Source organism: Rossellomorea vietnamensis, from assembly GCF_025398035.1.
Taxonomy (GTDB): domain Bacteria; phylum Bacillota; class Bacilli; order Bacillales; family Bacillaceae_B; genus Rossellomorea; species Rossellomorea vietnamensis_B.
Genome location: NZ_CP104558.1, coordinates 1,288,047 through 1,307,715, shown reverse-complemented (window position 1 = coordinate 1,307,715; position 19,669 = coordinate 1,288,047). Strand labels below are relative to the sequence as shown.

Genomic DNA, 19,669 nt, shown 5'->3' with positions numbered 1-19,669 from the left:
TAGGTTGTGCAATCGTTTTCACAAAAGAATGTAAGCGATATCTTTAGAGATTAAGTCATAGTGTGTGCAAGCGTTTGTTCAATCTAAAACATGAATTAATAGTTTCACCATACTTAGGAGGGGTCGAAATGAAGAAAGCGTTATCATTGCTTATGGTAATCATGCTTGTACTGGGGGCGCTCGCTGCTTGTGGTCCAAACCGTGAGGAAGGATCAAAAAGTGACAGCGGAGAGAAAAAAGCTGACGATGCGAACAAACCTGAAAAACTGGTTGTCTGGGAAGATCAAGAGAAAATCGGATGGCTGGATGAAGTAGGTGCCAAGTTTGAAGAAGAAACTGGTATCAAGGTTGAAGTGAAAGAAGTCGAAATGGCTACTAAGATGAAAGAACAATTACGTTTAGACGGTCCTGCAGGGACAGGTCCTGACGTTTTGACATTACCACATGACCAAATCGGTGAACTTGCTCTTGCAGGGCATATCGCTCCTTTAGAAGTCGACGGGGACATTGAAAAGCGTTTCACTGAATCTTCCATGACGGCTGAGAGCTATGATGGTAAATTATATGGTCTTCCAAAATCTTCAGAAACGCCTGTTTTCATTTACAATAAAGCGTTGATGGAAGAAGCACCAAAAACAATGGATGAAGTATACACATTCTCTAAAGATTTCACAAAAGATGGAAACTACGGTTTCTTAGCATTATGGGATAACTTCTATTTCGCACATGCACCTATGGGTGGTTTCGGCGGATATGTATTTGCGGAAAAAGATGGGGCATTAGACCCGAAAGATCTTGGCTTAAACAATGATGGTGCTGTAGAAGGTACTGAATACATCCAAAAATGGTACACAGAAGGTTTATTCCCTAAAGGGATCATCGGGGAAAACGGTGGATCTGCACTTGACGGTCTTTTCGGAGAAGGAAAAGTGGCATCTGTCATGAACGGACCATGGTCATTCCAAGGATATAAAGATGCCGGTATCGATATCGGTATTGCTGCAATGCCTAAGCTTCCTAACGGAGAGCCGATGAAAACATTCATGGGTGTAAAAGGCTGGCATGTGTCAGGCTACTCTAAAAACAAAGAGTGGGCTCAAAAATTCATCGAATTCATTACTCAAGATGAGTATGCGAAATTACGTTTCGAACAAACACAGGAAGTTCCAACAAACCAAGGTCTGATCGACGATCCTGCGATCGCTGACAATCCTGGTGCAAAAGCGGTTGCTGAGCAATCTCAATATGCGGTTCCAATGCCGAACATCCCTGAGATGGGAGAAGTTTGGGGACCAATGGCTGATTCACTTCAAACGGTTGTAACAGGTAAGCAGGAACCGAAAGCGGCTCTTGATGCAGCAGTGAAGCAAATTCAGCAAAACATTGATGCGAACCACTCCAACTAATCATAACCATAGCGGTACCTTCTCATTATTGAGGGGTACTGCTATCCTTTTAAAGACCTATTCAAGGGCTTTTTAAGGAAAAAAAGCTTTCTTTTCTTAAAAAGCTCTTGAAGCTTATCATAACTGTGAACGTAGAAAGGGGAATATAGGATGGAGCAACAATCCTATCAAACAAATCATAAAAGAACAGCGCTGGCCCTTTCCCTAATCCCTGGTTTAGGTCAGATGTATCATAGACAATTTCTAAAAGGCGGATTCTTCCTGATCATGACAGCTGCCTTTATTCTTGTCTTCAGAGACCTGATCGGCTACGGATTATGGGGGATTACGACCCTTGGGACAGATGTATCATACGGAGATCATTCCATTTTCTTAATGGTATACGGTATCTTGGCAATCATAGTATCTATTTTTGGAATCGGTTTTTATCTGTTTAATCTCAGGGATGCGTATAAAAATGGAGAAAAGCGGGACAGGGGGGAGAAGCTTAGCACGATCCGCGAGCAGTACAGAAATCTGATTGATAATGGATTTCCATATCTCATTATGTCTCCAGGTTTTTTACTACTCGTATTCGTCGTCATTTTCCCGATCATCTTCGTAGTATTACTGGCGTTTACAAACTACGATCTGTATCACTCACCACCGGCTAAACTGGTCGACTGGGTAGGGCTTCAAAACTTTGTTGATATCTTCAAGATTGATATATGGAGAGAAACGTTCATCACCGTACTTGCCTGGACACTCGTTTGGACGTTCGGGGCGACAACGCTTCAAGTGGCACTTGGAGTATTCCTTGCGATCCTTGTTAATCAAAAGGATTTAAAAGGGAAAGCCATCATCCGTACGGTATTCATCCTGCCTTGGGCAATACCGGCTTTTGTTTCGATCCTCGTTTTCGCCGGAATGTTCAACGAATCTTTCGGAACGATCAACCGTGACATCCTGGGCTTCTTCGGTATTGAAGGATTACCTTGGATGACCGAACCGATGTATACACGAATCGCGTTGATCGGAATTCAGGCATGGCTCGGCTTCCCGTTCATCTTTGCCATGACAACAGGGGTGCTTCAATCGATTCCCGATGAACTTTATGAAGCAGCGACGGTCGATGGGGCATCGGCTTTCCAGAAATTCAAGAATATCACGCTGCCACTTGTCCTGTTTGCAACGGCACCGATCATCATTACGCAATATACGTTTAACTTTAATAACTTTAACGTCATTTACTTATTCAACGGCGGTGGACCGGCTTTAACCGGCCAAAATGCAGGTGGGACGGATATCCTCATCTCCTGGATCTACAGTCTGACGATGACATCCGCACAGTATTCGAAAGCCGCTGCCATTACGTTATTGTTGTCCATCATCGTCATCACTGTAGCGATCTGGCAGTTCAAGAGAACAAAATCATTCCAAGAAGAGGATATGATGTAATATGAATATGAAGAGACAGAAACTCATACGTTTAACACTTTCATACGCAGCCATCGGAATCATGTTTGCCATCATCCTTTACCCGGTTGCCTGGATCATCGGATCATCATTCAACCCGGGACAAAGCTTATCCGGTTCATCCATCATTCCGAAGAATGCAACATTGGCCCATTATAAGGAACTATTTGATCTCGAAAAAAGTAATTATATGCTTTGGTACTGGAATTCATTGAAGGTCAGTTTATCTACGATGGCCCTAACCGTCTTACTGGTCAGTCTGACCGCCTATTCTTTCTCCCGATACAGATTCGCTGGACGTAAGAATGGGTTGATGACATTCCTGATCCTGCAAATGATTCCGAACTTTGCCGCGCTGATTGCGATTTTCGTATTAGCGCTGTTAACAAAACTTTTAGATACTCATATCGGATTGATCCTTGTATATGTGGGTGGTCAAATCCCTATGAACACATGGTTGATGAAAGGATATTTGGATACGATTCCGAAAGAGCTGGATGAATCAGCCAAGATGGACGGAGCGGGACATTTGCGCATTTTCTTCCAGATCGTCATGCCTCTTGCGAAACCGATCATTGCGGTTGTGGCACTGTTTTCATTCATTGCCCCATTCGCAGATTTTATCATTGCAAGTATCCTGTTACGTTCAGAAAAGATGTATACACTACCGGTTGCCCTTTATGATATGGTGGCCAAACAATTCGGGGCAGAGTTTACAACATTTGCTGCCGGATCAGTACTCATTGCCGTACCGATTGCCCTATTATTCCTGTTCTTCCAGAAATACTTCGTTTCAGGATTGACGGCAGGGGGTACAAAAGGATAATCTTATAGGCGTTACTAACATTTATAGGAGGAGCGGAGATGAAAAGAAGAGTATTATCTCTCATTTTAGTCCCGTTTCTTCTTTTTTACGCCCTTCCGGTAGGTGCAGTTGAAAAAGAAGAACGAAAATGGCAGGATGAGACCATTTATTTTCTGATGGTCGATCGCTTTAATGATGGGGATACAAGCAATGATAAAGATGTTAACACGAAGGACCCGAAAGCCTATCAGGGCGGAGATTTCCAAGGAATCATCGATAAATTGGATTACATCAAGGATATGGGATTCACTGCCATTTGGCTGACCCCCATATTTGATAATCAACCGATGGGTTATCACGGCTACTGGATTACGGACTTCTACAAAACCGAAGAACATTTCGGCTCCATGAAGACGTTCAAGAAGCTTGTGGAAGAAGCCCATAAACGGGATATGAAAGTGATGCTGGACTTTGTGGTGAATCATGTCGGGCCGGAACACCCCTGGGTGAATGACCCTGAAAAAAAGGACTGGTTCCATGAGAAGCAGCCGATGAATTTCAATAATGAAGAAAGTCTTCAGAATGCCTGGCTATATGATCTTCCCGATTTAAATACAGAAAATCCCGAAGTGAAAAATTATTTATTCGATGCGGCAAAGTGGTGGATCAAAGAAACCGATATCGATGGGTATCGTCTGGATACTGTACGTCATGTCCCGCAGGAGTTCTGGAATGAGTTCAGCGAAGAGGTGAAGTCGGTAAAAGAAGACTTCTACCTGTTAGGTGAAGTATTCGACCGGGACCCGGAAAAAATCGCTGCCTACAATGGGACAGGGATCGATGGATTCGTCAATGTTCCCCAAGCGGAAGAAATGCGTTCCGTCTTCCAAAAGCCCGATACATCCATGGATCGGTTATTCAACTTTTGGAAATACAATGAAACGTTCTATGACAATCCATATGTGATGGGAACATTCATTGATAATCATGATATGGAACGATTTACGAGAATGATTGTTCAAGAGAAGCTCTTCCCTGGAACAAGATGGAAGCTTGCCCTCACGTATATGTATACAACCCCGGGAATCCCGATTGTTTATTACGGTTCTGAAATAGCGATGGACGGAGGGAATGACCCTGACAACCGCCGCTTTATGAATTTCAGGGCTGATAAAGAACTGATGGATTATATCACCCGGTTAGGTGAAATTCGTCAAGAATACCCCGCACTGACGAGAGGGGATATCACACCGATCTACAATCAAGACGGGATGGGAATCTTTAAGCGTATATATAAAGATCAGACCATCGTCATAGCCATCAACAATACGAGTGAAACACAAAATGTTCAATTAACTGAAGACGATTTGGCGGATAATCATGAGCTGAAAGGATTGATCAGTGATGACCTGGTCCGCAGCGACAAGGATGGAAATTATCATCTAGTCCTCGATCGAGAAGAGTCGGAAATCTACTTGCTCAAAAACAAGAGCGGACTGAATTATCCGTACCTGATCGCTTTGGGAATCATGTACTTCCTATTCTTCCTCTTCCTGTATCTTGTAAAGAAACGTGGGAAATCGAAGAAACGGTAATAGAGCAGGGCCCTTAAGATGAGCCCTGCTGCCATTTTAACCATAAAGAATTGGAAGCGTTTTAATTGTATGAATGAGCAGCCCGCCTGCGGGTCCTCATTTTTTAATAAAGGGGGGTGGAATAAATGGCTGTTACCATCAAGGATGTTGCAAAGCTTGCAAACGTAGCGCCATCTACGGTTTCACGTGTGATCGCAAACAATCCTAGAATTAGTGAAAAAACAAAACAAAAAGTCCGGGAAGCGATGGAGCAACTTGGGTACCATCCCAACTTCATTGCAAGGAGCCTGGCCAATCAGTCCACACAGGTTATCGGTCTGGTATTACCGGGTTCCGCCAGTGCCTTCTCGCAAAATCCATTCTTTCCGACTGTCTTAAGAGGGTTGAGTGAAGGGGCTCAGGAAAAACAGTATGCCCTTCAAATGTCCACGGGCCAATCGGAAGAGGAAATCTACGAAGGGGTCGTCCAGATGGTACAGGGTGGACGGGTGGACGGAATCATCCTGTTGTATTCAAAGGTAGAAGACAAAGTGATGAACTACTTGAAAAATCGTGATTTCCCCTTTGTTGTCGTCGGGAAGCCGTATAAATATTGTGAAGAAATCACACATGTGGATAATGACAACTACCGGGCAACGAAAGAAGTGACGGACTACCTCCTCGAGCTTAAACATGAATGCATCGGCTTCATCGGAGGAGACCTGAATCTTGTTGTGACCGTCGAGCGTTTGTTAGGGTACGAGAAGTCCCTCCGTGATGCGGGGATCGATATGAAGGACGAATATATCATACACGAAGAATTCCTTCGGGAAGGGGGGCGTGAAGCCATCAAAGAGCTCATGCAGCTGGAAGCCCCCCCGACTGCCCTGGTTGTGGCCGATGATCTGATGGCGCTTGGGGTCTTGAACACATTGGATGAGATGGGCATTCGCGTCCCGGAAGACATCTCCATTGTCAGCTTCAATAATGTTCTCCTGGCGGAAATGTCCAGACCACCGCTTACATCAGTGGATATCAATATTTATAATCTTGGGAATGAAGCTGCAAAAAGCCTGATCCAGAAAATTGAGAATCCAAAAGAACCAATCAAGAGAATCATTGTTCCTCACCATCTAGTGACCCGGTGTACCTGTGGTGAACGGAAAGGGAAGTCCTAAAAAAAAAGCGACTGAAGTGATGATCCCCTCAAAAAAGAAGGGGGGTCATGGACCTCAGTCGCTTTTCGTCTTATCCATTGATGACGGTACCGCCATTCACATGAATCATCTGTCCCGACACGTAGCTTGAATCATCACTGGCAAGATATACGTAGGCAGGTGCTAATTCAAACGGTTGTCCCGCCCGTCCAAGGGGTGTATTCGCTCCGAATTCCGACACTTTTTGTGAACTGAATGTCGATGGTATCAACGGAGTCCAAATCGGTCCTGGAGCGACCCCGTTCACCCTGATTCCATCTGCGGCAATGTTTTCAGCCAGTGAACGGGTGAAGCTGACAATGGCGCCTTTGGTAGAAGAGTAATCGATCAGATCCTTGTTTCCTTTATATGCTGTGATCGAAGCCGTATTGATGATCGAGGCTCCCTTCTTCAGATGTGGGAGGGCAGCCCGCGTCAAATAGAACATGGAGAAGATGTTCGTTTTGAATGTACGCTCCAACTGTTCATCACTGATATCCACAAGTCCTGACTGAGGGTGTTGTTCAGCAGCGTTGTTCACGAGGATATCAAGTTTTCCGAACTCGGATATCGTCTTATTCACGATATCTTTGCAAAATGTCGAACTTCCCACATCACCTGGTAACAGGATGCATCTGACGCCTTCTGCTTCTACCAGTTCCTTCGTTTTATTCGCATCCTCATTCTCGTCCAAATACGAAATTGCTACATGTGCGCCTTCCCTCGCGAAGTACCAGGCAACCGACCGTCCGATCCCGCTGTCGCCTCCTGTGATGAGTGCGACCTTTCCATCAAGCTTCCCACTGCCTTTATAGTTTTGATCCGTATGGATGGGCTGGGGGTTCATTTCATCCACCGTACCAGGCTGGTGATCCTGGTGCTGAGGGGGAAAAGTCTGTTTCTGGTTTTGTTGTTGTTGAGACAATGAAAACACTCCTTTAGGGATTTAGGTTATCTTAAAATAGTGTTTACCCGGAAAAAATAATTATTAACGTGTTTTTTTTAGAGGATGTTAGGGGGATTTAGGTGGTCCTGAGGGGGAATCCAGCCGATTCAATCAATAATCCAGCCGTTCAAATGAAAAATCCGGCCGATTTTACAGAAAATCCAGCCGGAATGACATGGAATCCAGCCGTTCTGAACCAGAATCCAGCCAATCAACAAATTTATCCATATTCCGAAGAGCGACTCACTTATTAAGCAAACAAAAACTACCCGACACAAAAAGCAGGCTACCCCAACGAGTAGCCTGCCTCCAATCATTTCTTATTCATCTTTCCAGCAGCCTTATATCCAATCATATTCAACATTCCCTTAGGTGAAGAGAAGGGAGGGGCGTAGCAGGTCTCGATTTCCTGTAGTTCGGTGACCGAGAGTCCACCGTAGATGGCAGTGGCCAGGATATCGATTTGTTTATCGACACCTTCACCGCCCACCACATTTCCCCCGAAGATCTTACCGGTCTCAGGACAAAAGTGGACGCGGACATATACGTCATGAGCCCCGGGGTAGTAGCCGGCGTGGGACTTCCCTTCGTGCACGACGGTTTGATAGGTATAGCCTTTTTTCTTTAATTCTTTTTCTCCCAGTCCCGTTGAAGCGATGGAAAGATCGAATACTTTGGCAATCGCCGTTCCAAGCATTCCCTTGAAAGGGACAGGGTCCCCGGTTACGTGCTTAGCGGTTATATAGGCTTGCCGATGAGCCGGCCAGGCAAGGGGTACCTGTTTCGGCGCATTGTCAACGAAGTCGATGGACTCGACGACATCCCCGACTGCATAAATGGAATCATCGTCCGTTTGCATGTACTCATTGCTGATGACCCCACCTGATTTCCCGATTGATAAACCGGCATCCTTCGCCAGGTGGTTCCGGGGTTTCACTCCGACAGAAAGAAGGATGAAGTCGGACTGTAACATTTCACCGCTGTCGAGTTTTAATGTATTCTCCGGCAGTACTTCTTTCAGACCATCTTTCGTATACAGGTTTACCCCTTTTTCCGTGATATGATTCTGCAATCCTGCAGCTGTCTCCTCATCAATGATACTGATGACGTGCTCAGACCTTTCGACGATATTCACCTTCATTCCTAGATGAGTGAAGTTTTCAGCCATTTCGACCCCGATGAATCCACCACCGATGATGGTGCATGAATCGGGTTTGGAGGTCTCTAGGAATTGCTTGATCCTGTCCATATCTTCGACGGTTCTGAGATGGAAAGACGGGATTTGGTCGATCCCCGGAATATTTGGTATAAAGGGGGAGGCTCCCGTTGCAAGGACGAGATAGTCATAGGTTTCCTCGTAATCTTCATTGCGGTCATGATCCCTGATAAGTAAAGATTTCTTTTCGCGATTGATTTTTAACGCTTCATGATGCATTCTGACGTCAATATTCTTTTTGGTATGTAATTGTTCAGGAGTGGCGGCAAATAGACTTTCCCTGTCTTTGATTACATCTCCCAGGTAATAGGGCATGCCGCAGGCTCCGTAGGATAAGTAAGAGGTTTTCTCGAGCAGGATGATCTCGATATCATTGTCGAGCTTCCTGATTTGAGAGGCTGTCGTCGCCCCACCGCCGACGGCACCGATGATGATGACTTTTTTCTTCATGTTTTTCCTCCTAAATGAAAGAAGTCTAATGGCTTTATTGTACCCATTAGACTTCTTTGGAAAACCGTATTAACGGAAGTTTACGTATTGTACATCAATGGAAAGATCAGCTTCACGGATGGCTGCGATGATCTTTTGGAGATCATCTTTGCTTTTACCCGTAACACGAACCTGATCATCCTGAACCTGACTCTTTACCTTCACGCCGGAGTTCTTGATGATTGTGTTGATTTTCTTTGCATTGTCTTTGTCGATTCCCTGTACAAGCTTGGCACGCTGACGGACAGTACCGCCTGATGCACCTTCAAGCTTACTGTAATCAAGGTTCTTAACAGGGACGTTACGCTTGATCAGCTTACTGAGAAGGACATCCTTCAACTGATTCATCTTGAATTCATCATCGGAGACGAGGACGATTTCCTCACCGTCCAATTTGATGTCACTCTTGCTCCCTTTGAAGTCATACCGGGTTTGAACCTCTTTCAACGCGATTTGAATCGCATTGCTCACTTCTGACATATCCACTTTGGATACGATGTCAAACGAACTTTCCTTTGCCATATGTAACCCCTCCATACTTTTTCTCTTTTCATTATAGACAAGCTGTGACGGGACATACAACTTCTTTGGTTGAAATGGTGCAGGTTTTTTTAGGGGAAAAACAAAAGCCACCCCTTCATGAGAGAACGGGTGGCTTTCGGCCGGTCCATCCCTTATAGATGATCCGTTTTTTTGGAGTATTGATTTTTACCGGCTTTCCGGTTTATTTCTTTGATTTTATTCTTTTCCTGGCGCAAGGCATTGTTGTCCCTCGCCTTTTTTTCGTTATCAGATGTATGTGGCATGATGATTCTCCCTTCCGTATTGGATCTCGTTATTAGTATGGGGAAGGGGGGAGAAGTTTATGAGTGCTGGTTTAAGAAAAATATGGCTAAGGTCCCTGTCCCTGTATGAGAACCTATGGCGCATCCAATAATACTGATGTAAACGTCCTTAGGTGAAAATTTTTCCTCTATGAGCTGCTTCATTTCAAGGGCGAATTCTTCGTCATCACCGTGACTGATGGCAATCACCTGGTCAGAAAGATTTTCACCACGTTCTTCCATCATATCTAAAATGCGTTTAAGAAGTTTCTTTTTTCCGCGTAGTTTTTCAAGCGGTACAAGTTTACCATCTTCCATGTGCAGAAGAGGCTTGATGTTCAGCAATCCGCCTAAAAAGGCTGAAGCTTTTGAGACCCGGCCTCCTTTTGCAAGATATTCAAGATCTTCTACGGTGAAAAGATGTTCCATATGCTCGGAGTTAAATCGGGAGGCTTCGATGATTTCTTCTTTTGTCCCACCGTTGTTCAAGAGTTCGGCCGCTTTCATGACGACCAACCCATATCCGAGTGAAGCACATTTGGAATCGATGATGGTCAAATCAAGATCAGGGTAATCTTCTTTTACCTGATCCCGGATCATGACAGCCGTTTGATACGTGCCTGATAATTGGGAAGAGAAAGCAACGTAAATGCCGGATTGATTCGATTCTGCAAGCTGTGTGAACTTTTTCAGGAACAGGTCCGGTGAGACTTGGGACGTTTTCGGCATATGTCCGTCCCTGATTTTATCGAATACGGTTTTTGGTTCAATGGTGATCAAGTCCTCGTAGTCCTGGCCATCTATATGTACTTTAAGTGGAAGAAGCTCTATGTTGTGTTCGTTGAAATAGGCAGCAGGAAGATCGCTTGCACTATCAGCAAATAATTTTACTGTCATCCTCATCATCCTTTGACTTATCTTTATAGCTTTAGTCTAGCGATTTTCAGTGAAAATAACAATCGATTGAACAGGAATTATGATAAAAAGATGAATAGTAGAGGGAGTTTAGGTAAGATGAAATGTGGAACATAAAAAAATAACAACAAGATGCAGGAGGTATGTGTATGTCGAGAGATCATGTTCAATTAGAGGCGAAGAAATTTGTCGTGGTCCTGGTCGGATCCCTTTTAGGAGCCATTGCCATGAACTTCTTTCTAATTCCCGCAAATGTGTATGCGAGCGGCTTTACGGGACTTGCCCAGCTGCTGTCAAGCTTACTGAAGGAGTTTGCACCATTCAATATTTCAACAGGTATTTTATTATTCATCCTTAATATTCCCGTCACCATTCTGGGGTGGCTTAAGGTCGGCCGTTCCTTTACTGTGTATAGCTTCATTTCCGTGTTTCTTACTTCCTTTTTCCTGGAGGTTCTTCCTGTCATTAAATTATCACCGGACATCCTTCTGAATGCAGTATTCGGCGGGGTCATAGCCGCTGTCGGTGTCGGGATCACATTGAAGTGGGGAGCATCTACCGGGGGAATGGATATCATCGCCATGATCCTGTCAAGAATGAAAGATAAGCCGGTCGGATCGTATTTCTTCTTGATGAATGCCGTAATCATCACGTCTGCAGGTTTCTTGTACGGGTGGGAAAAAGCACTGTATACGTTAGTGACATTATATGCTTCCACACGTGTCATCGACGCCATCCATACACGCCATGAGAAGCTGACTGCGATGATCGTCACCAAGAAATCGAACGAATTGCGAGAAGCCATCCATTCGAAGCTTGTGAGGGGAATTACAACTTTGCCCGCTAAAGGGGCTTTTTCCGGAGAGGACAAGGAAATGTTAATCATCGTCATTTCACGGTATGAATTGTACGAGCTTGAACATACGATCAAGGATGTAGATCCCAATGCGTTCACAAATATCGTTCAGACGACCGGGATATTCGGGTTCTTTCGAAAAGATTAGATTCTCATGTTTAACAAATACTATGGGTGAACCCAGATAGAAAGGGGCATCACCTTGAAAGCCATCGTGTATATACTGATCAGTTCAATCCTGTTATTGGGGGCACCCATGAAATCGGGAGCAGAGAGCGTATTACCCCAGGAACACCCTTCCTTTAAAGATGTGAAGGTAAGGGAGATCAAAGGTCGCTTTACGGTCACTGGACAAGCCCGTGTCTCGAGTGGAAGTTTTTACTATATGGTTGAGGATGGACATCGGGTACTCCTTTCGGAAACGCTCTTGAAAGTGAATAAAGAAGCTCCAGCCTGGACGGAGTTTTCCATCATACTCCCTGAGTTGAAAAGGAGAAATGGAAAGCTGTTCCTGAATTTATATGAGCGTGATGAGGGGGACGGCAAGATCATTCACAGTTATCTTGTCGTTCTGCCAAACAAATAAACAGGGTTGCCCTTTTACGGGCAACCCTGTTTGATCTAGCTTATGAAAGGCGGTTCAACTCGTCCTGAAGAGCATGAAGCTGCTTCTGCTCTTCGACATTCGAGTTAGCGTAAGCAGATGACAAAGCATTCTTCGCTTTATCAATGGACATTTGAGCGTTTTCTCCCGTACTGCATGCCTGTTTAGCGGAAGATACAGCGGTACGTGCCTGCTGGAATAGTGGATTGCTCATTATTCCAGCCCCCCTGCACCGTCACCATGTGAAGCAAGCTTCTTAGCCTCTGCTTCTGCATACGTCAGATGATACGGGATACGTTCGTCATGTTTTGATACAGCAATTTTACCTTGTTGTACAAATCGTTTCGATTTTCTACCCATCACTTACCACCCCTTGTGCAAGTTGGAACGCTGGATGCGTTCTCTCCTAGTATGGCTCTCGGAGGCGGAACGTACAGTAAGAAGATTTACCCACCGTTTCCATCCGAATTTATAAGTCGAAGCGTTTTTGCAGATAACGCCCGATGCCATCTTCTTCATTCGAAAGTGTCACTGCATTCGCGATATCCTTCAGTGGATCGATGGCGTTACCCATGGCGACACCTGTTCCTGCGTAGTCGAGCATTTCCAAGTCATTGTCCTCATCCCCGAATGCGATGATTCTTTCTTGGGGGATATTCAAGGAAGAAGCCACACGCTCTATCCCGACAGCTTTATTCAATCCGGATTTAACGATCTCAATGATATGCCAAGGTGCTGCCCAGCGGCGATGGTCGATCAGTTCTGCATGAACATCATCGAGGTGGGCGCGAATGTCGGCTACATCCTCTTCTTCAGCATGAATGAGCATGGATGTCGGGTGATCCGATAATACGTTCCGGATATCACCTGTTGAAATGGAAGGGTTACCCATCATAAATACATCGATGATCTTTTCATCATGATAATGAAGATAGACATCATCCATCACTTCAGCGACGATATTACGGAATGGAAAATCATCACAAGCATTGATGATTTGTTTGGCCACATCGAGATCCATCGGCTCATGATAGACTCCCCATGATGGGTCGGTGGGGTGATGCACGAATGCCCCATTGAAATTGACAATGGGAGTGGTCAACTGCAATTGTTGATAATACAATTCACTTGCACGAAACGGCCTGCCAGTTGCAATCATCACTTCATGCCCTTTATGGCGCGCTTTTTTTAATATATCATGTGTTTTGGACGAGATTTTCTTCTCATCGGTTAATAATGTTCCATCGAGATCCAGAACAATCAAATGTTTTTCTTGTGAGTTCATGAATACAAATCCCCAATCTTATTGGTATGAAGGCTATTCTAGTGTAGCGTTGCACGAAGAAAGTTGTCCACCGCCTGCACATAGATTTTAAGAAATGTTTACATACGCCTTCGATTTAAATATTATACATACTACCAAATCTAGGATATCATAGTAAAGTGAAAAGCAATCAGGAGGGAGAGAACCATCATGATTCTTATTGATAAATCAACTATACAAACGATCCCATTCCTTCATCTTGTGAGGGAAGAAGACATGAATATACCGCTGCCGACATGCTTCTTTATTCACGGCTTTACGAGTGCGAAAGAGCATAATCTTCACTACGCATACCTTCTTGCTGAAAAGGGGTTCAGAGTGATACTCCCGGATTGTTTAGAGCACGGAGAACGATCTTCTGGAAAGTCAGAGTATCAATTGGGAGAAGTTTTTTGGAAGATCGTGTTGAATACCATACATGAATTATCCATATTGAAAGAGCACTTTGAAGAAAAGGGGCTGATCACACCAAATGGAATCGGTGTGGCAGGAACATCCATGGGAGGGATCGTGACATTGGGTGCACTGACTCAATATGAATGGATTTCTTCAGCCGTTTCACTGATGGGGAACCCTACATATGTGAAATTTGCACAGGCCCAGCTCGCTCAAGTGGAATCGCTTGGATATGACCTGCCATTTAGTGAAGGGGAAATCGAAAGCATGATGAGTGAGCTTGCCCATTATGATCTTAGCCTTCAACCCGAGAAGCTCGGGGGCAGACCCCTCATGTTCTGGCATGGAAAGCGCGACAAAGTCGTCCCCTTCCATTTGACCAGGGAATTCTATGACAGCATATTGCCTTATTATGAGGAACGGGAAGATCATCTGCTTTTCATAGAAGATGATAAAGCCGATCACAAGGTTACGAGAGAAGGCGTATTGAGGCTTGTCGAGTGGTTCGAGAAGCATTTATCAGCTTAACTTTTTGTTTTATACGTGGTTATTTGTTAAGATGAGTAATGAAAATGGGTAAGAGACAAGTATAAGCGTAAAGGAGTGATTAGCATGGATCAAGATCTTAAAGATAATATGATGGGTGCTTTAGAGCAGGTTGTCGACCCTGAATTAGGAATAGACATAGTGAATTTAGGTTTAGTGTATGATGTGGATCTCGATGAGGAAGGGAAAGCAACAGTCACCATGACCCTTACGTCAATGGGTTGTCCGTTGGCTGGAACCATTGTGGATCAAGTGAAAACAGCACTGAGAGACATTCCCGAAGTGAAAGAAACAGAGGTAGACATCGTCTGGAATCCACCATGGAGCAAAGACAATATGTCCCGCTATGCGAAAATCGCATTGGGAATCAGATAATACCCAATACATGAGAAACCCCCTGAAAGGCTTTGCTTCAGGGGGTTTTTAGGTTTGGATCAATCGATCCTGCATATGGAGACCGGGCAATTCTCACAGTCAATTTCATTCTTCAGGTATTCCAGATCCAAAATTGTGATATATCCTTTTTCCGACAGAAGGACGTTGTCTTTCTTCAGTTCGCTCAATAATCTGTTCACGACTTCCCTGGATGTTCCGCAAAAATTGGCCAATTCCTGGTTGGTTAAGGGCATGTCGATCAGGATACCGGTATTGACGGCTTTTCCGTAGCTATTGGTCATGCGGATCAGGGTAGAATACAGGGCTCCTTTTTTCCCATGAAGGATGAGGTCGCGAAATTTTGTCTGATTCTGCTGATTTTGAAGCTGTATCCATTTCAGCCATTGTATGGTCAGATCACCGTTTTGAGAAAGTGTTTCTTCAAACCTTTCTTTCGGTAAAACATAAACCGCCGTGTCCTCAAGTATTTTTGCGCTGAGCATGTAGTAGGCTTCTTTACTGAATAAAGTCAATTCTCCGATGACATCATCCGTTGAACAGATGCGCAGGGATAATTCCCGTCCATCGGGAATGACTTTGCTTATTTGAACCCGACCGCTTTTGATTAAATATAACTCGTGAGACGCTTTTCCTTCTTGAAACAAGTAACTTCCTTTTTTTAAGGTTCTCACCGACTTTTTCTCGATGAATAACTGTTTTATCTCCGAAGGCACTTCAACATTCTCACTCATGAGATCACACCGTTTCCATCAAAATGTCTTATTCTAACAAGCTTACCAAAGATACCCGACGGATAGAAGGTTTATGTGAAAATCAGGACGGCAGCTCCGACCGCGACACAATAAATAGCGAAATATTTCAAGTTCCCTTTTGCCATAATATTCATGAACCACTTTAATGAGAAGTAAGAAGCAATCAGGGAAGCAATGAAGGCAACTGTATATGGAATCGCCATGGAAGCTAGGTTCGGATCACCCATCAAGTCGCTAATCCCAAATACCATGACGCCTACACTGACAGGTATATAAAGAAGGAACGAGAAGCGAAGGGCTGTTTCTGCCTTCATACCGCTTGCCATGGCGGCAACGATCGTTGCACCTGAACGACTGATTCCGGGGATGAGGGCAACTGCCTGTGCAAGACCGATGATGATCGCGTCCTTTACGTTCAAGTCTCCATCATTTTTTCTTCCTCTCAGGTTACGGATCATCCAAAGGGCGATACCTGTAATGATGAGCGTGATACCCACCGTGATGACAGAAGTAAGATGTTCCTCAATCACATCGCCGAATAATATACCGATCACCCCAGCTGGGATTGTGCCGATCAGTAAATATATGATGAAATGAAAATCACGTTTTGTTTCGGGTGTTTTCTGCTTGAAATAACCGAGGCCATTTACGATGAGGCGTAAGATGTCTTCCCGGTAAATAATGAGAACAGCGAGTAATGATGCCGTATTGACCAGAATTTCAAAGGTCAGTGTTGTGTCTTTGATACCAAGGAAATGCTGTGCAAGCAGCAGGTGTCCACTGGATGAGATCGGAATCGGTTCCGTGAACCCTTGAAAAATCCCCAAAAATAAGTATTTCATAATCAAATAAAAATCCATTGTATATCCTCCAAGCTTTTTTTCTCCACATTTTTTAATTTAACACCATTAAGGGAAAGACTGTAAAGCCTTTTTCCGAATGTTAACCGAACCGTAACGTGATTATCATATTTATCCTTCATCTGGCATGCATGAAAGGTCACGCTTGTAGAAAAATAGGAAAGAAGCATCGCTTCGAAAAAGGAGGGGTAAGAATGGGACAGTCACGACAATTCAGGGCCGGCGAAAAGGCACCGAACAATGGTGAGTATATAGAAATCGGTGAAACCGGGAGCATGGTAAAGAATCCGCAAAAACTGCGTCTGAAAGCAGGGGACAGGTTTCCTGAGAACTCCAACCATAACCGCCTATGGTCGTATATGAGAAAACCTTAACCATCAGGAACAAGGGTGCCCCGTTCAAGGCAATCCTTGTTCCTTTTTCTTTTCCTTTTTCGAATGAAAGGGATATAATGTCATTAAAGGTCAATGAAGGTCAAAATGTGAGGTGACAGATAATGAATCTTGATAACATGACCCACAGCATCCAGGAAGGGTTGGCTTCGGCTGGTCAATTGGCCACAGAAAAGCTACATACAGATATAAGTGCCCTTCATTTGTGGAAGTCGCTGCTCGGGCCGGAAGAGAGCTTCCTTCGCACAATATATGAACGGGCGGGGATAACCATTCAGTTAATGACGGAATGGATCGATGAGAAGTTAGATGACATCCCTGCGGTAGAGGGTGAGGGAATCCAATACGGACAGTACCTTTCAAGGGATATCCATCAACTTTTCGCCGATAGTGAGAGCTTGAAACGCAAATGGGAAGATGACTATATTTCCATTGAGCATCTTGCTCTTTCCCTGTGGAAGCAGAAGCAGCATCCGATTACGCTGTATTTGACGCAGCAAGGGGTAATGGAAAAGATCGTAAGAGAAATCATTGAACAGATAAGAGGAGGGAGCAGGGTGACGACACAAAACCCGGAAGTGAAATATGAAGCACTCAAGAAATACGGAAGGGATCTTGTGGCAGATGTGAGATCAGGGAGAATCGATCCTGTCATCGGGAGAGATAGTGAAATCCGCCACGTCATTCGCATTCTTTCCCGGAAAACGAAGAATAATCCCGTCCTGATCGGAGAGCCGGGAGTAGGGAAAACCGCCATTGTGGAAGGTCTGGCACAGAGGATTGTTCGTAAAGACGTACCTGAAGGTTTAAAGGATAAGACGATTTTCGAGCTGGACATGAGCTCTTTAGTCGCAGGAGCGAAATTCAGGGGTGAGTTTGAAGAGCGGCTGAAGGCCGTACTCCAAGAGGTGAAAAAGAGTGAAGGGCGCATCCTTCTTTTCATAGATGAACTCCATACGATTGTCGGTGCAGGAAAAACAGAGGGGGCCATGGACGCGGGGAATATCCTGAAGCCCATGCTTGCCAGAGGGGAGCTTCACTGCATCGGGGCAACGACCCTCAATGAATACCGAAAGTATATCGAGAAGGATCCAGCCCTGGAAAGACGCTTTCAACAAGTGCTCGTACAGGAACCGAATGTGGAGGATACGATTTCCATCCTGAGAGGCTTGAAGGAACGATTCGAGATCCATCATGGGGTCAATATTCATGACCGGGCCATCGTAGCTGCGTCCCGCCTGTCGGATCGTTATATATCAGACCGGTTCCTACCTGATAAAGCCATCGACCTGATCGATGAAGCATGTGCGATGATCCGGACGGAAATCGATTCGATGCCTTCAGAGCTCGATGAAGTCACCCGTAAAGTGATGCAGCTTGAAATCGAGGAAGCAGCATTGAATAAGGAAAAGGATGCTGCAAGCCTGGAGCGGCTCGAACGAATCCGTGAAGATTTAAGCAATCTGAAGGAAAAAGCGAATAGCATGAAATTAAAATGGCAACAGGAGAAAGAAAGTATCTCCGTAGTACAGGAGAAGCGGGAAGAACTGGAGAAACTCCGGCGCAAGTTGGAAGAAGCCGAAAGTGATTACGATTTGAATAAAGCCGCTGAGCTCAGGCATGGACGGATCCCGGCCATGGAGAAAGAACTTGCGGCGGTAGAGCAGGAAATGATGAAAGAACAGGAAGGGCGCCTGCTTCGTGAAGAAGTGACAGAAGAAGAAGTGGCGAACATTGTGGCGAGATGGACCGGAATCCCGGTCACAAAGCTTGTAGAAGGAGAACGGGAGAAGCTATTGAAGCTTGATCACATTCTTCATGAGCGGGTGATCGGCCAGGATGAAGCTGTCGGGCTGGTCAGTGATGCCGTCATTCGTGCAAGGGCAGGGATCAAGGATCCGAACAGACCGATTGGTTCCTTCATTTTCTTAGGCCCGACAGGAGTCGGGAAGACAGAGCTTGCGAAGACACTTGCCCAAACGTTATTTGACAGCGAAGAGCAGATGATCCGAATCGATATGTCGGAATATATGGAGAAACATGCGGTTTCCCGTTTGATCGGTGCACCTCCTGGATATGTTGGCTATGAAGAAGGCGGTCAGCTGACGGAAGCGATCAGGCGTAAACCTTATTCAGTCATCTTGCTGGATGAAATTGAAAAGGCCCATCCCGAAGTATTCAATATTCTTCTGCAAATGCTTGACGATGGCCGGATCACCGATTCTCAAGGGAGAACCATTGATTGTAAGAACACGGTGATCATCATGACATCCAATATCGGATCTTCTCATCTCCTTGAACGGAATAAAGGAGAGGAAGAGATTGACCCCGGTACGAAAGATCTTGTGATGGGGCAGCTTCGTTCCGCGTTCCGCCCTGAATTCCTTAACCGAGTGGATGACATTATTCTATTTAAACCATTGAGTATTCAAAACATTAAGGGGATCATTGATAAACTCATTGAGGACCTTCAACATCGGGTAGAGGAACAGCAGATCATTCTTACCCTGACAGAAGGGGCGAAGGAATTCATTGCAGAATCCGCATATGATCCCGTGTATGGAGCTCGTCCTTTAAAAAGGTACTTGCAGAGGGAAATCGAGACTAAGCTTGCAAGGGAGCTCATTGCCGGAAATATACGGCAGGGTCAAACCATCACGATTGATGCGGGTGAAAATGGTCTAACGATTCATTAAATGAAAAAAGCAGCCGGATTT

General features: G+C 44.8%; 22 protein-coding genes. 12 read left to right on the top strand and 10 right to left on the bottom strand.

Annotated elements, in window-relative coordinates; translation table 11 throughout:
• The first annotated feature begins 128 nt into the window (after positions 1-128).
• From N5C46_RS06750 to N5C46_RS06730, 5 genes are all read left to right on the top strand, one after another.
• Entirely contained in the window at positions 129-1,406 is a 1,278-nt protein-coding gene (locus N5C46_RS06750; protein ID WP_261751420.1) for an extracellular solute-binding protein, read from the top strand.
• 150 nt (positions 1,407-1,556) lie between these two features.
• Positions 1,557-2,843: a carbohydrate ABC transporter permease gene (locus N5C46_RS06745; RefSeq protein ID WP_261751419.1), complete on the top strand. Its 1,287-nt coding sequence runs from the start codon at positions 1,557-1,559 to the stop codon at positions 2,841-2,843.
• 1 nt (position 2,844) lies between these two features.
• Positions 2,845-3,687 (top strand): sugar ABC transporter permease, encoded by an 843-nt coding sequence (locus N5C46_RS06740; RefSeq protein ID WP_079534824.1) that lies wholly within the window; start codon positions 2,845-2,847, stop codon positions 3,685-3,687.
• Between the two features lie 38 nt (positions 3,688-3,725).
• Positions 3,726-5,261, top strand: coding sequence for an alpha-amylase family glycosyl hydrolase (locus tag N5C46_RS06735; RefSeq protein ID WP_261751418.1), 1,536 nt, complete (start codon positions 3,726-3,728; stop codon positions 5,259-5,261).
• Positions 5,262-5,386: 125 nt separating this feature from the next.
• A complete protein-coding gene (locus tag N5C46_RS06730) occupies positions 5,387-6,418 on the top strand; it encodes a LacI family DNA-binding transcriptional regulator (protein ID WP_261751417.1) in 1,032 nt (343 codons plus the stop codon).
• A 70-nt stretch (positions 6,419-6,488) separates the two neighbouring features.
• Here N5C46_RS06730 and N5C46_RS06725 read toward each other — a convergent pair whose 3' ends face one another.
• A complete protein-coding gene (locus tag N5C46_RS06725) occupies positions 6,489-7,361 on the bottom strand; it encodes an SDR family oxidoreductase (protein ID WP_261751416.1) in 873 nt (290 codons plus the stop codon).
• A gap of 101 nt (positions 7,362-7,462) precedes the next feature.
• On the opposite strand from N5C46_RS06725, the gene N5C46_RS06720 reads away from it, so the two are divergent.
• On the top strand, positions 7,463-7,636 hold the full coding sequence (locus tag N5C46_RS06720; protein ID WP_261751415.1) for a hypothetical protein: 174 nt from the start codon (positions 7,463-7,465) through the stop codon (positions 7,634-7,636).
• A 59-nt stretch (positions 7,637-7,695) separates the two neighbouring features.
• Here the strand turns inward: N5C46_RS06720 and N5C46_RS06715 are convergent, their stop codons facing one another.
• From N5C46_RS06715 to N5C46_RS06700, 4 genes are all read right to left on the bottom strand, one after another.
• Entirely contained in the window at positions 7,696-9,048 is a 1,353-nt protein-coding gene (locus N5C46_RS06715; RefSeq protein WP_261751414.1) for a CoA-disulfide reductase, read from the bottom strand.
• Between the two features lie 69 nt (positions 9,049-9,117).
• A complete protein-coding gene (locus N5C46_RS06710) occupies positions 9,118-9,609 on the bottom strand; it encodes a YajQ family cyclic di-GMP-binding protein (RefSeq protein ID WP_034763412.1) in 492 nt (163 codons plus the stop codon).
• A gap of 152 nt (positions 9,610-9,761) precedes the next feature.
• A complete protein-coding gene (locus N5C46_RS06705) occupies positions 9,762-9,893 on the bottom strand; it encodes a DUF3941 domain-containing protein (protein WP_094075248.1) in 132 nt (43 codons plus the stop codon).
• 57 nt (positions 9,894-9,950) lie between these two features.
• The gene (locus tag N5C46_RS06700) at positions 9,951-10,808 is read right to left on the bottom strand and encodes a DegV family protein (protein ID WP_261751413.1); all 858 of its coding nucleotides are present in this window, start codon (positions 10,806-10,808) and stop codon (positions 9,951-9,953) included.
• Between the two features lie 167 nt (positions 10,809-10,975).
• Between N5C46_RS06700 and N5C46_RS06695 the strand changes: the two genes are divergently transcribed.
• Positions 10,976-11,830 carry a YitT family protein gene (locus N5C46_RS06695; protein ID WP_079534816.1) on the top strand — a complete coding sequence of 285 codons (855 nt, stop codon included), beginning with the start codon at positions 10,976-10,978 and terminating at the stop codon, positions 11,828-11,830.
• A gap of 54 nt (positions 11,831-11,884) precedes the next feature.
• On the top strand, positions 11,885-12,268 hold the full coding sequence (locus tag N5C46_RS06690) for a Gmad2 immunoglobulin-like domain-containing protein (protein ID WP_261751411.1): 384 nt from the start codon (positions 11,885-11,887) through the stop codon (positions 12,266-12,268).
• 40 nt (positions 12,269-12,308) lie between these two features.
• Here the strand turns inward: N5C46_RS06690 and N5C46_RS06685 are convergent, their stop codons facing one another.
• The 3 genes from N5C46_RS06685 to N5C46_RS06675 all read right to left on the bottom strand — a co-directional run bounded on the left by N5C46_RS06685 (position 12,309) and on the right by N5C46_RS06675 (position 13,571).
• Positions 12,309-12,500, bottom strand: a complete 192-nt coding sequence (locus N5C46_RS06685) for a DUF3813 domain-containing protein (RefSeq protein ID WP_034763417.1) — start codon at positions 12,498-12,500, stop codon at positions 12,309-12,311.
• Positions 12,500-12,646, bottom strand: a complete 147-nt coding sequence (locus N5C46_RS06680) for a hypothetical protein (protein ID WP_167562130.1) — start codon at positions 12,644-12,646, stop codon at positions 12,500-12,502. The genes N5C46_RS06685 and N5C46_RS06680 overlap by 1 nt, the downstream gene beginning before the upstream one ends.
• Positions 12,647-12,755: 109 nt before the next feature.
• Positions 12,756-13,571, bottom strand: a complete 816-nt coding sequence (locus tag N5C46_RS06675; protein WP_261751410.1) for a Cof-type HAD-IIB family hydrolase — start codon at positions 13,569-13,571, stop codon at positions 12,756-12,758.
• 189 nt (positions 13,572-13,760) lie between these two features.
• Here N5C46_RS06675 and N5C46_RS06670 point away from each other — a divergent pair, with 189 nt between their 5' ends.
• Together N5C46_RS06670 and N5C46_RS06665 are read left to right on the top strand one after the other, a co-directional pair.
• Positions 13,761-14,534 carry a prolyl oligopeptidase family serine peptidase gene (locus N5C46_RS06670; RefSeq protein WP_261751409.1) on the top strand — a complete coding sequence of 258 codons (774 nt, stop codon included), beginning with the start codon at positions 13,761-13,763 and terminating at the stop codon, positions 14,532-14,534.
• An 84-nt stretch (positions 14,535-14,618) separates the two neighbouring features.
• Positions 14,619-14,927, top strand: coding sequence for a metal-sulfur cluster assembly factor (locus N5C46_RS06665; RefSeq protein ID WP_060670294.1), 309 nt, complete (start codon positions 14,619-14,621; stop codon positions 14,925-14,927).
• 59 nt (positions 14,928-14,986) lie between these two features.
• On the opposite strand, the gene N5C46_RS06660 is transcribed toward N5C46_RS06665, so the two are convergent.
• The gene (locus N5C46_RS06660; protein WP_261751408.1) at positions 14,987-15,679 is read right to left on the bottom strand and encodes a Crp/Fnr family transcriptional regulator; all 693 of its coding nucleotides are present in this window, start codon (positions 15,677-15,679) and stop codon (positions 14,987-14,989) included.
• 71 nt (positions 15,680-15,750) lie between these two features.
• Entirely contained in the window at positions 15,751-16,560 is an 810-nt protein-coding gene (locus N5C46_RS06655; protein ID WP_261751407.1) for an undecaprenyl-diphosphate phosphatase, read from the bottom strand.
• Between the two features lie 194 nt (positions 16,561-16,754).
• Here N5C46_RS06655 and N5C46_RS06650 point away from each other — a divergent pair, with 194 nt between their 5' ends.
• Together N5C46_RS06650 and clpB are read left to right on the top strand one after the other, a co-directional pair.
• Entirely contained in the window at positions 16,755-16,934 is a 180-nt protein-coding gene (locus tag N5C46_RS06650; protein ID WP_034763424.1) for a YjzC family protein, read from the top strand.
• A gap of 122 nt (positions 16,935-17,056) precedes the next feature.
• The gene (gene clpB / locus N5C46_RS06645; protein ID WP_261751406.1) at positions 17,057-19,648 is read left to right on the top strand and encodes an ATP-dependent chaperone ClpB; all 2,592 of its coding nucleotides are present in this window, start codon (positions 17,057-17,059) and stop codon (positions 19,646-19,648) included.
• Positions 19,649-19,669: the final 21 nt, after the last annotated feature.

What these genes read in the sequence shown, in the direction of transcription:
- N5C46_RS06660 (WP_261751408.1), bottom strand. Translation starts at nt 15,679, where the DNA reads ATGAGTGAGAATGTTGAAGTGCCTTCGGAGATAAAACAGTTATTCATC.
- N5C46_RS06675 (WP_261751410.1), bottom strand. Translation starts at nt 13,571, where the DNA reads ATGAACTCACAAGAAAAACATTTGATTGTTCTGGATCTCGATGGAACA.
- N5C46_RS06695 (WP_079534816.1), top strand. Translation starts at nt 10,976, where the DNA reads ATGTCGAGAGATCATGTTCAATTAGAGGCGAAGAAATTTGTCGTGGTC.
- N5C46_RS06730 (WP_261751417.1), top strand. Translation starts at nt 5,387, where the DNA reads ATGGCTGTTACCATCAAGGATGTTGCAAAGCTTGCAAACGTAGCGCCA.
- N5C46_RS06655 (WP_261751407.1), bottom strand. Translation starts at nt 16,560, where the DNA reads ATGGATTTTTATTTGATTATGAAATACTTATTTTTGGGGATTTTTCAA.
- N5C46_RS06665 (WP_060670294.1), top strand. Translation starts at nt 14,619, where the DNA reads ATGGATCAAGATCTTAAAGATAATATGATGGGTGCTTTAGAGCAGGTT.
- N5C46_RS06650 (WP_034763424.1), top strand. Translation starts at nt 16,755, where the DNA reads ATGGGACAGTCACGACAATTCAGGGCCGGCGAAAAGGCACCGAACAAT.
- N5C46_RS06705 (WP_094075248.1), bottom strand. Translation starts at nt 9,893, where the DNA reads ATGCCACATACATCTGATAACGAAAAAAAGGCGAGGGACAACAATGCC.
- N5C46_RS06700 (WP_261751413.1), bottom strand. Translation starts at nt 10,808, where the DNA reads ATGACAGTAAAATTATTTGCTGATAGTGCAAGCGATCTTCCTGCTGCC.
- N5C46_RS06710 (WP_034763412.1), bottom strand. Translation starts at nt 9,609, where the DNA reads ATGGCAAAGGAAAGTTCGTTTGACATCGTATCCAAAGTGGATATGTCA.
- N5C46_RS06680 (WP_167562130.1), bottom strand. Translation starts at nt 12,646, where the DNA reads ATGGGTAGAAAATCGAAACGATTTGTACAACAAGGTAAAATTGCTGTA.
- N5C46_RS06740 (WP_079534824.1), top strand. Translation starts at nt 2,845, where the DNA reads ATGAATATGAAGAGACAGAAACTCATACGTTTAACACTTTCATACGCA.
- N5C46_RS06735 (WP_261751418.1), top strand. Translation starts at nt 3,726, where the DNA reads ATGAAAAGAAGAGTATTATCTCTCATTTTAGTCCCGTTTCTTCTTTTT.
- N5C46_RS06715 (WP_261751414.1), bottom strand. Translation starts at nt 9,048, where the DNA reads ATGAAGAAAAAAGTCATCATCATCGGTGCCGTCGGCGGTGGGGCGACG.
- clpB (WP_261751406.1), top strand. Translation starts at nt 17,057, where the DNA reads ATGAATCTTGATAACATGACCCACAGCATCCAGGAAGGGTTGGCTTCG.
- N5C46_RS06670 (WP_261751409.1), top strand. Translation starts at nt 13,761, where the DNA reads ATGATTCTTATTGATAAATCAACTATACAAACGATCCCATTCCTTCAT.
- N5C46_RS06745 (WP_261751419.1), top strand. Translation starts at nt 1,557, where the DNA reads ATGGAGCAACAATCCTATCAAACAAATCATAAAAGAACAGCGCTGGCC.
- N5C46_RS06685 (WP_034763417.1), bottom strand. Translation starts at nt 12,500, where the DNA reads ATGAGCAATCCACTATTCCAGCAGGCACGTACCGCTGTATCTTCCGCT.
- N5C46_RS06750 (WP_261751420.1), top strand. Translation starts at nt 129, where the DNA reads ATGAAGAAAGCGTTATCATTGCTTATGGTAATCATGCTTGTACTGGGG.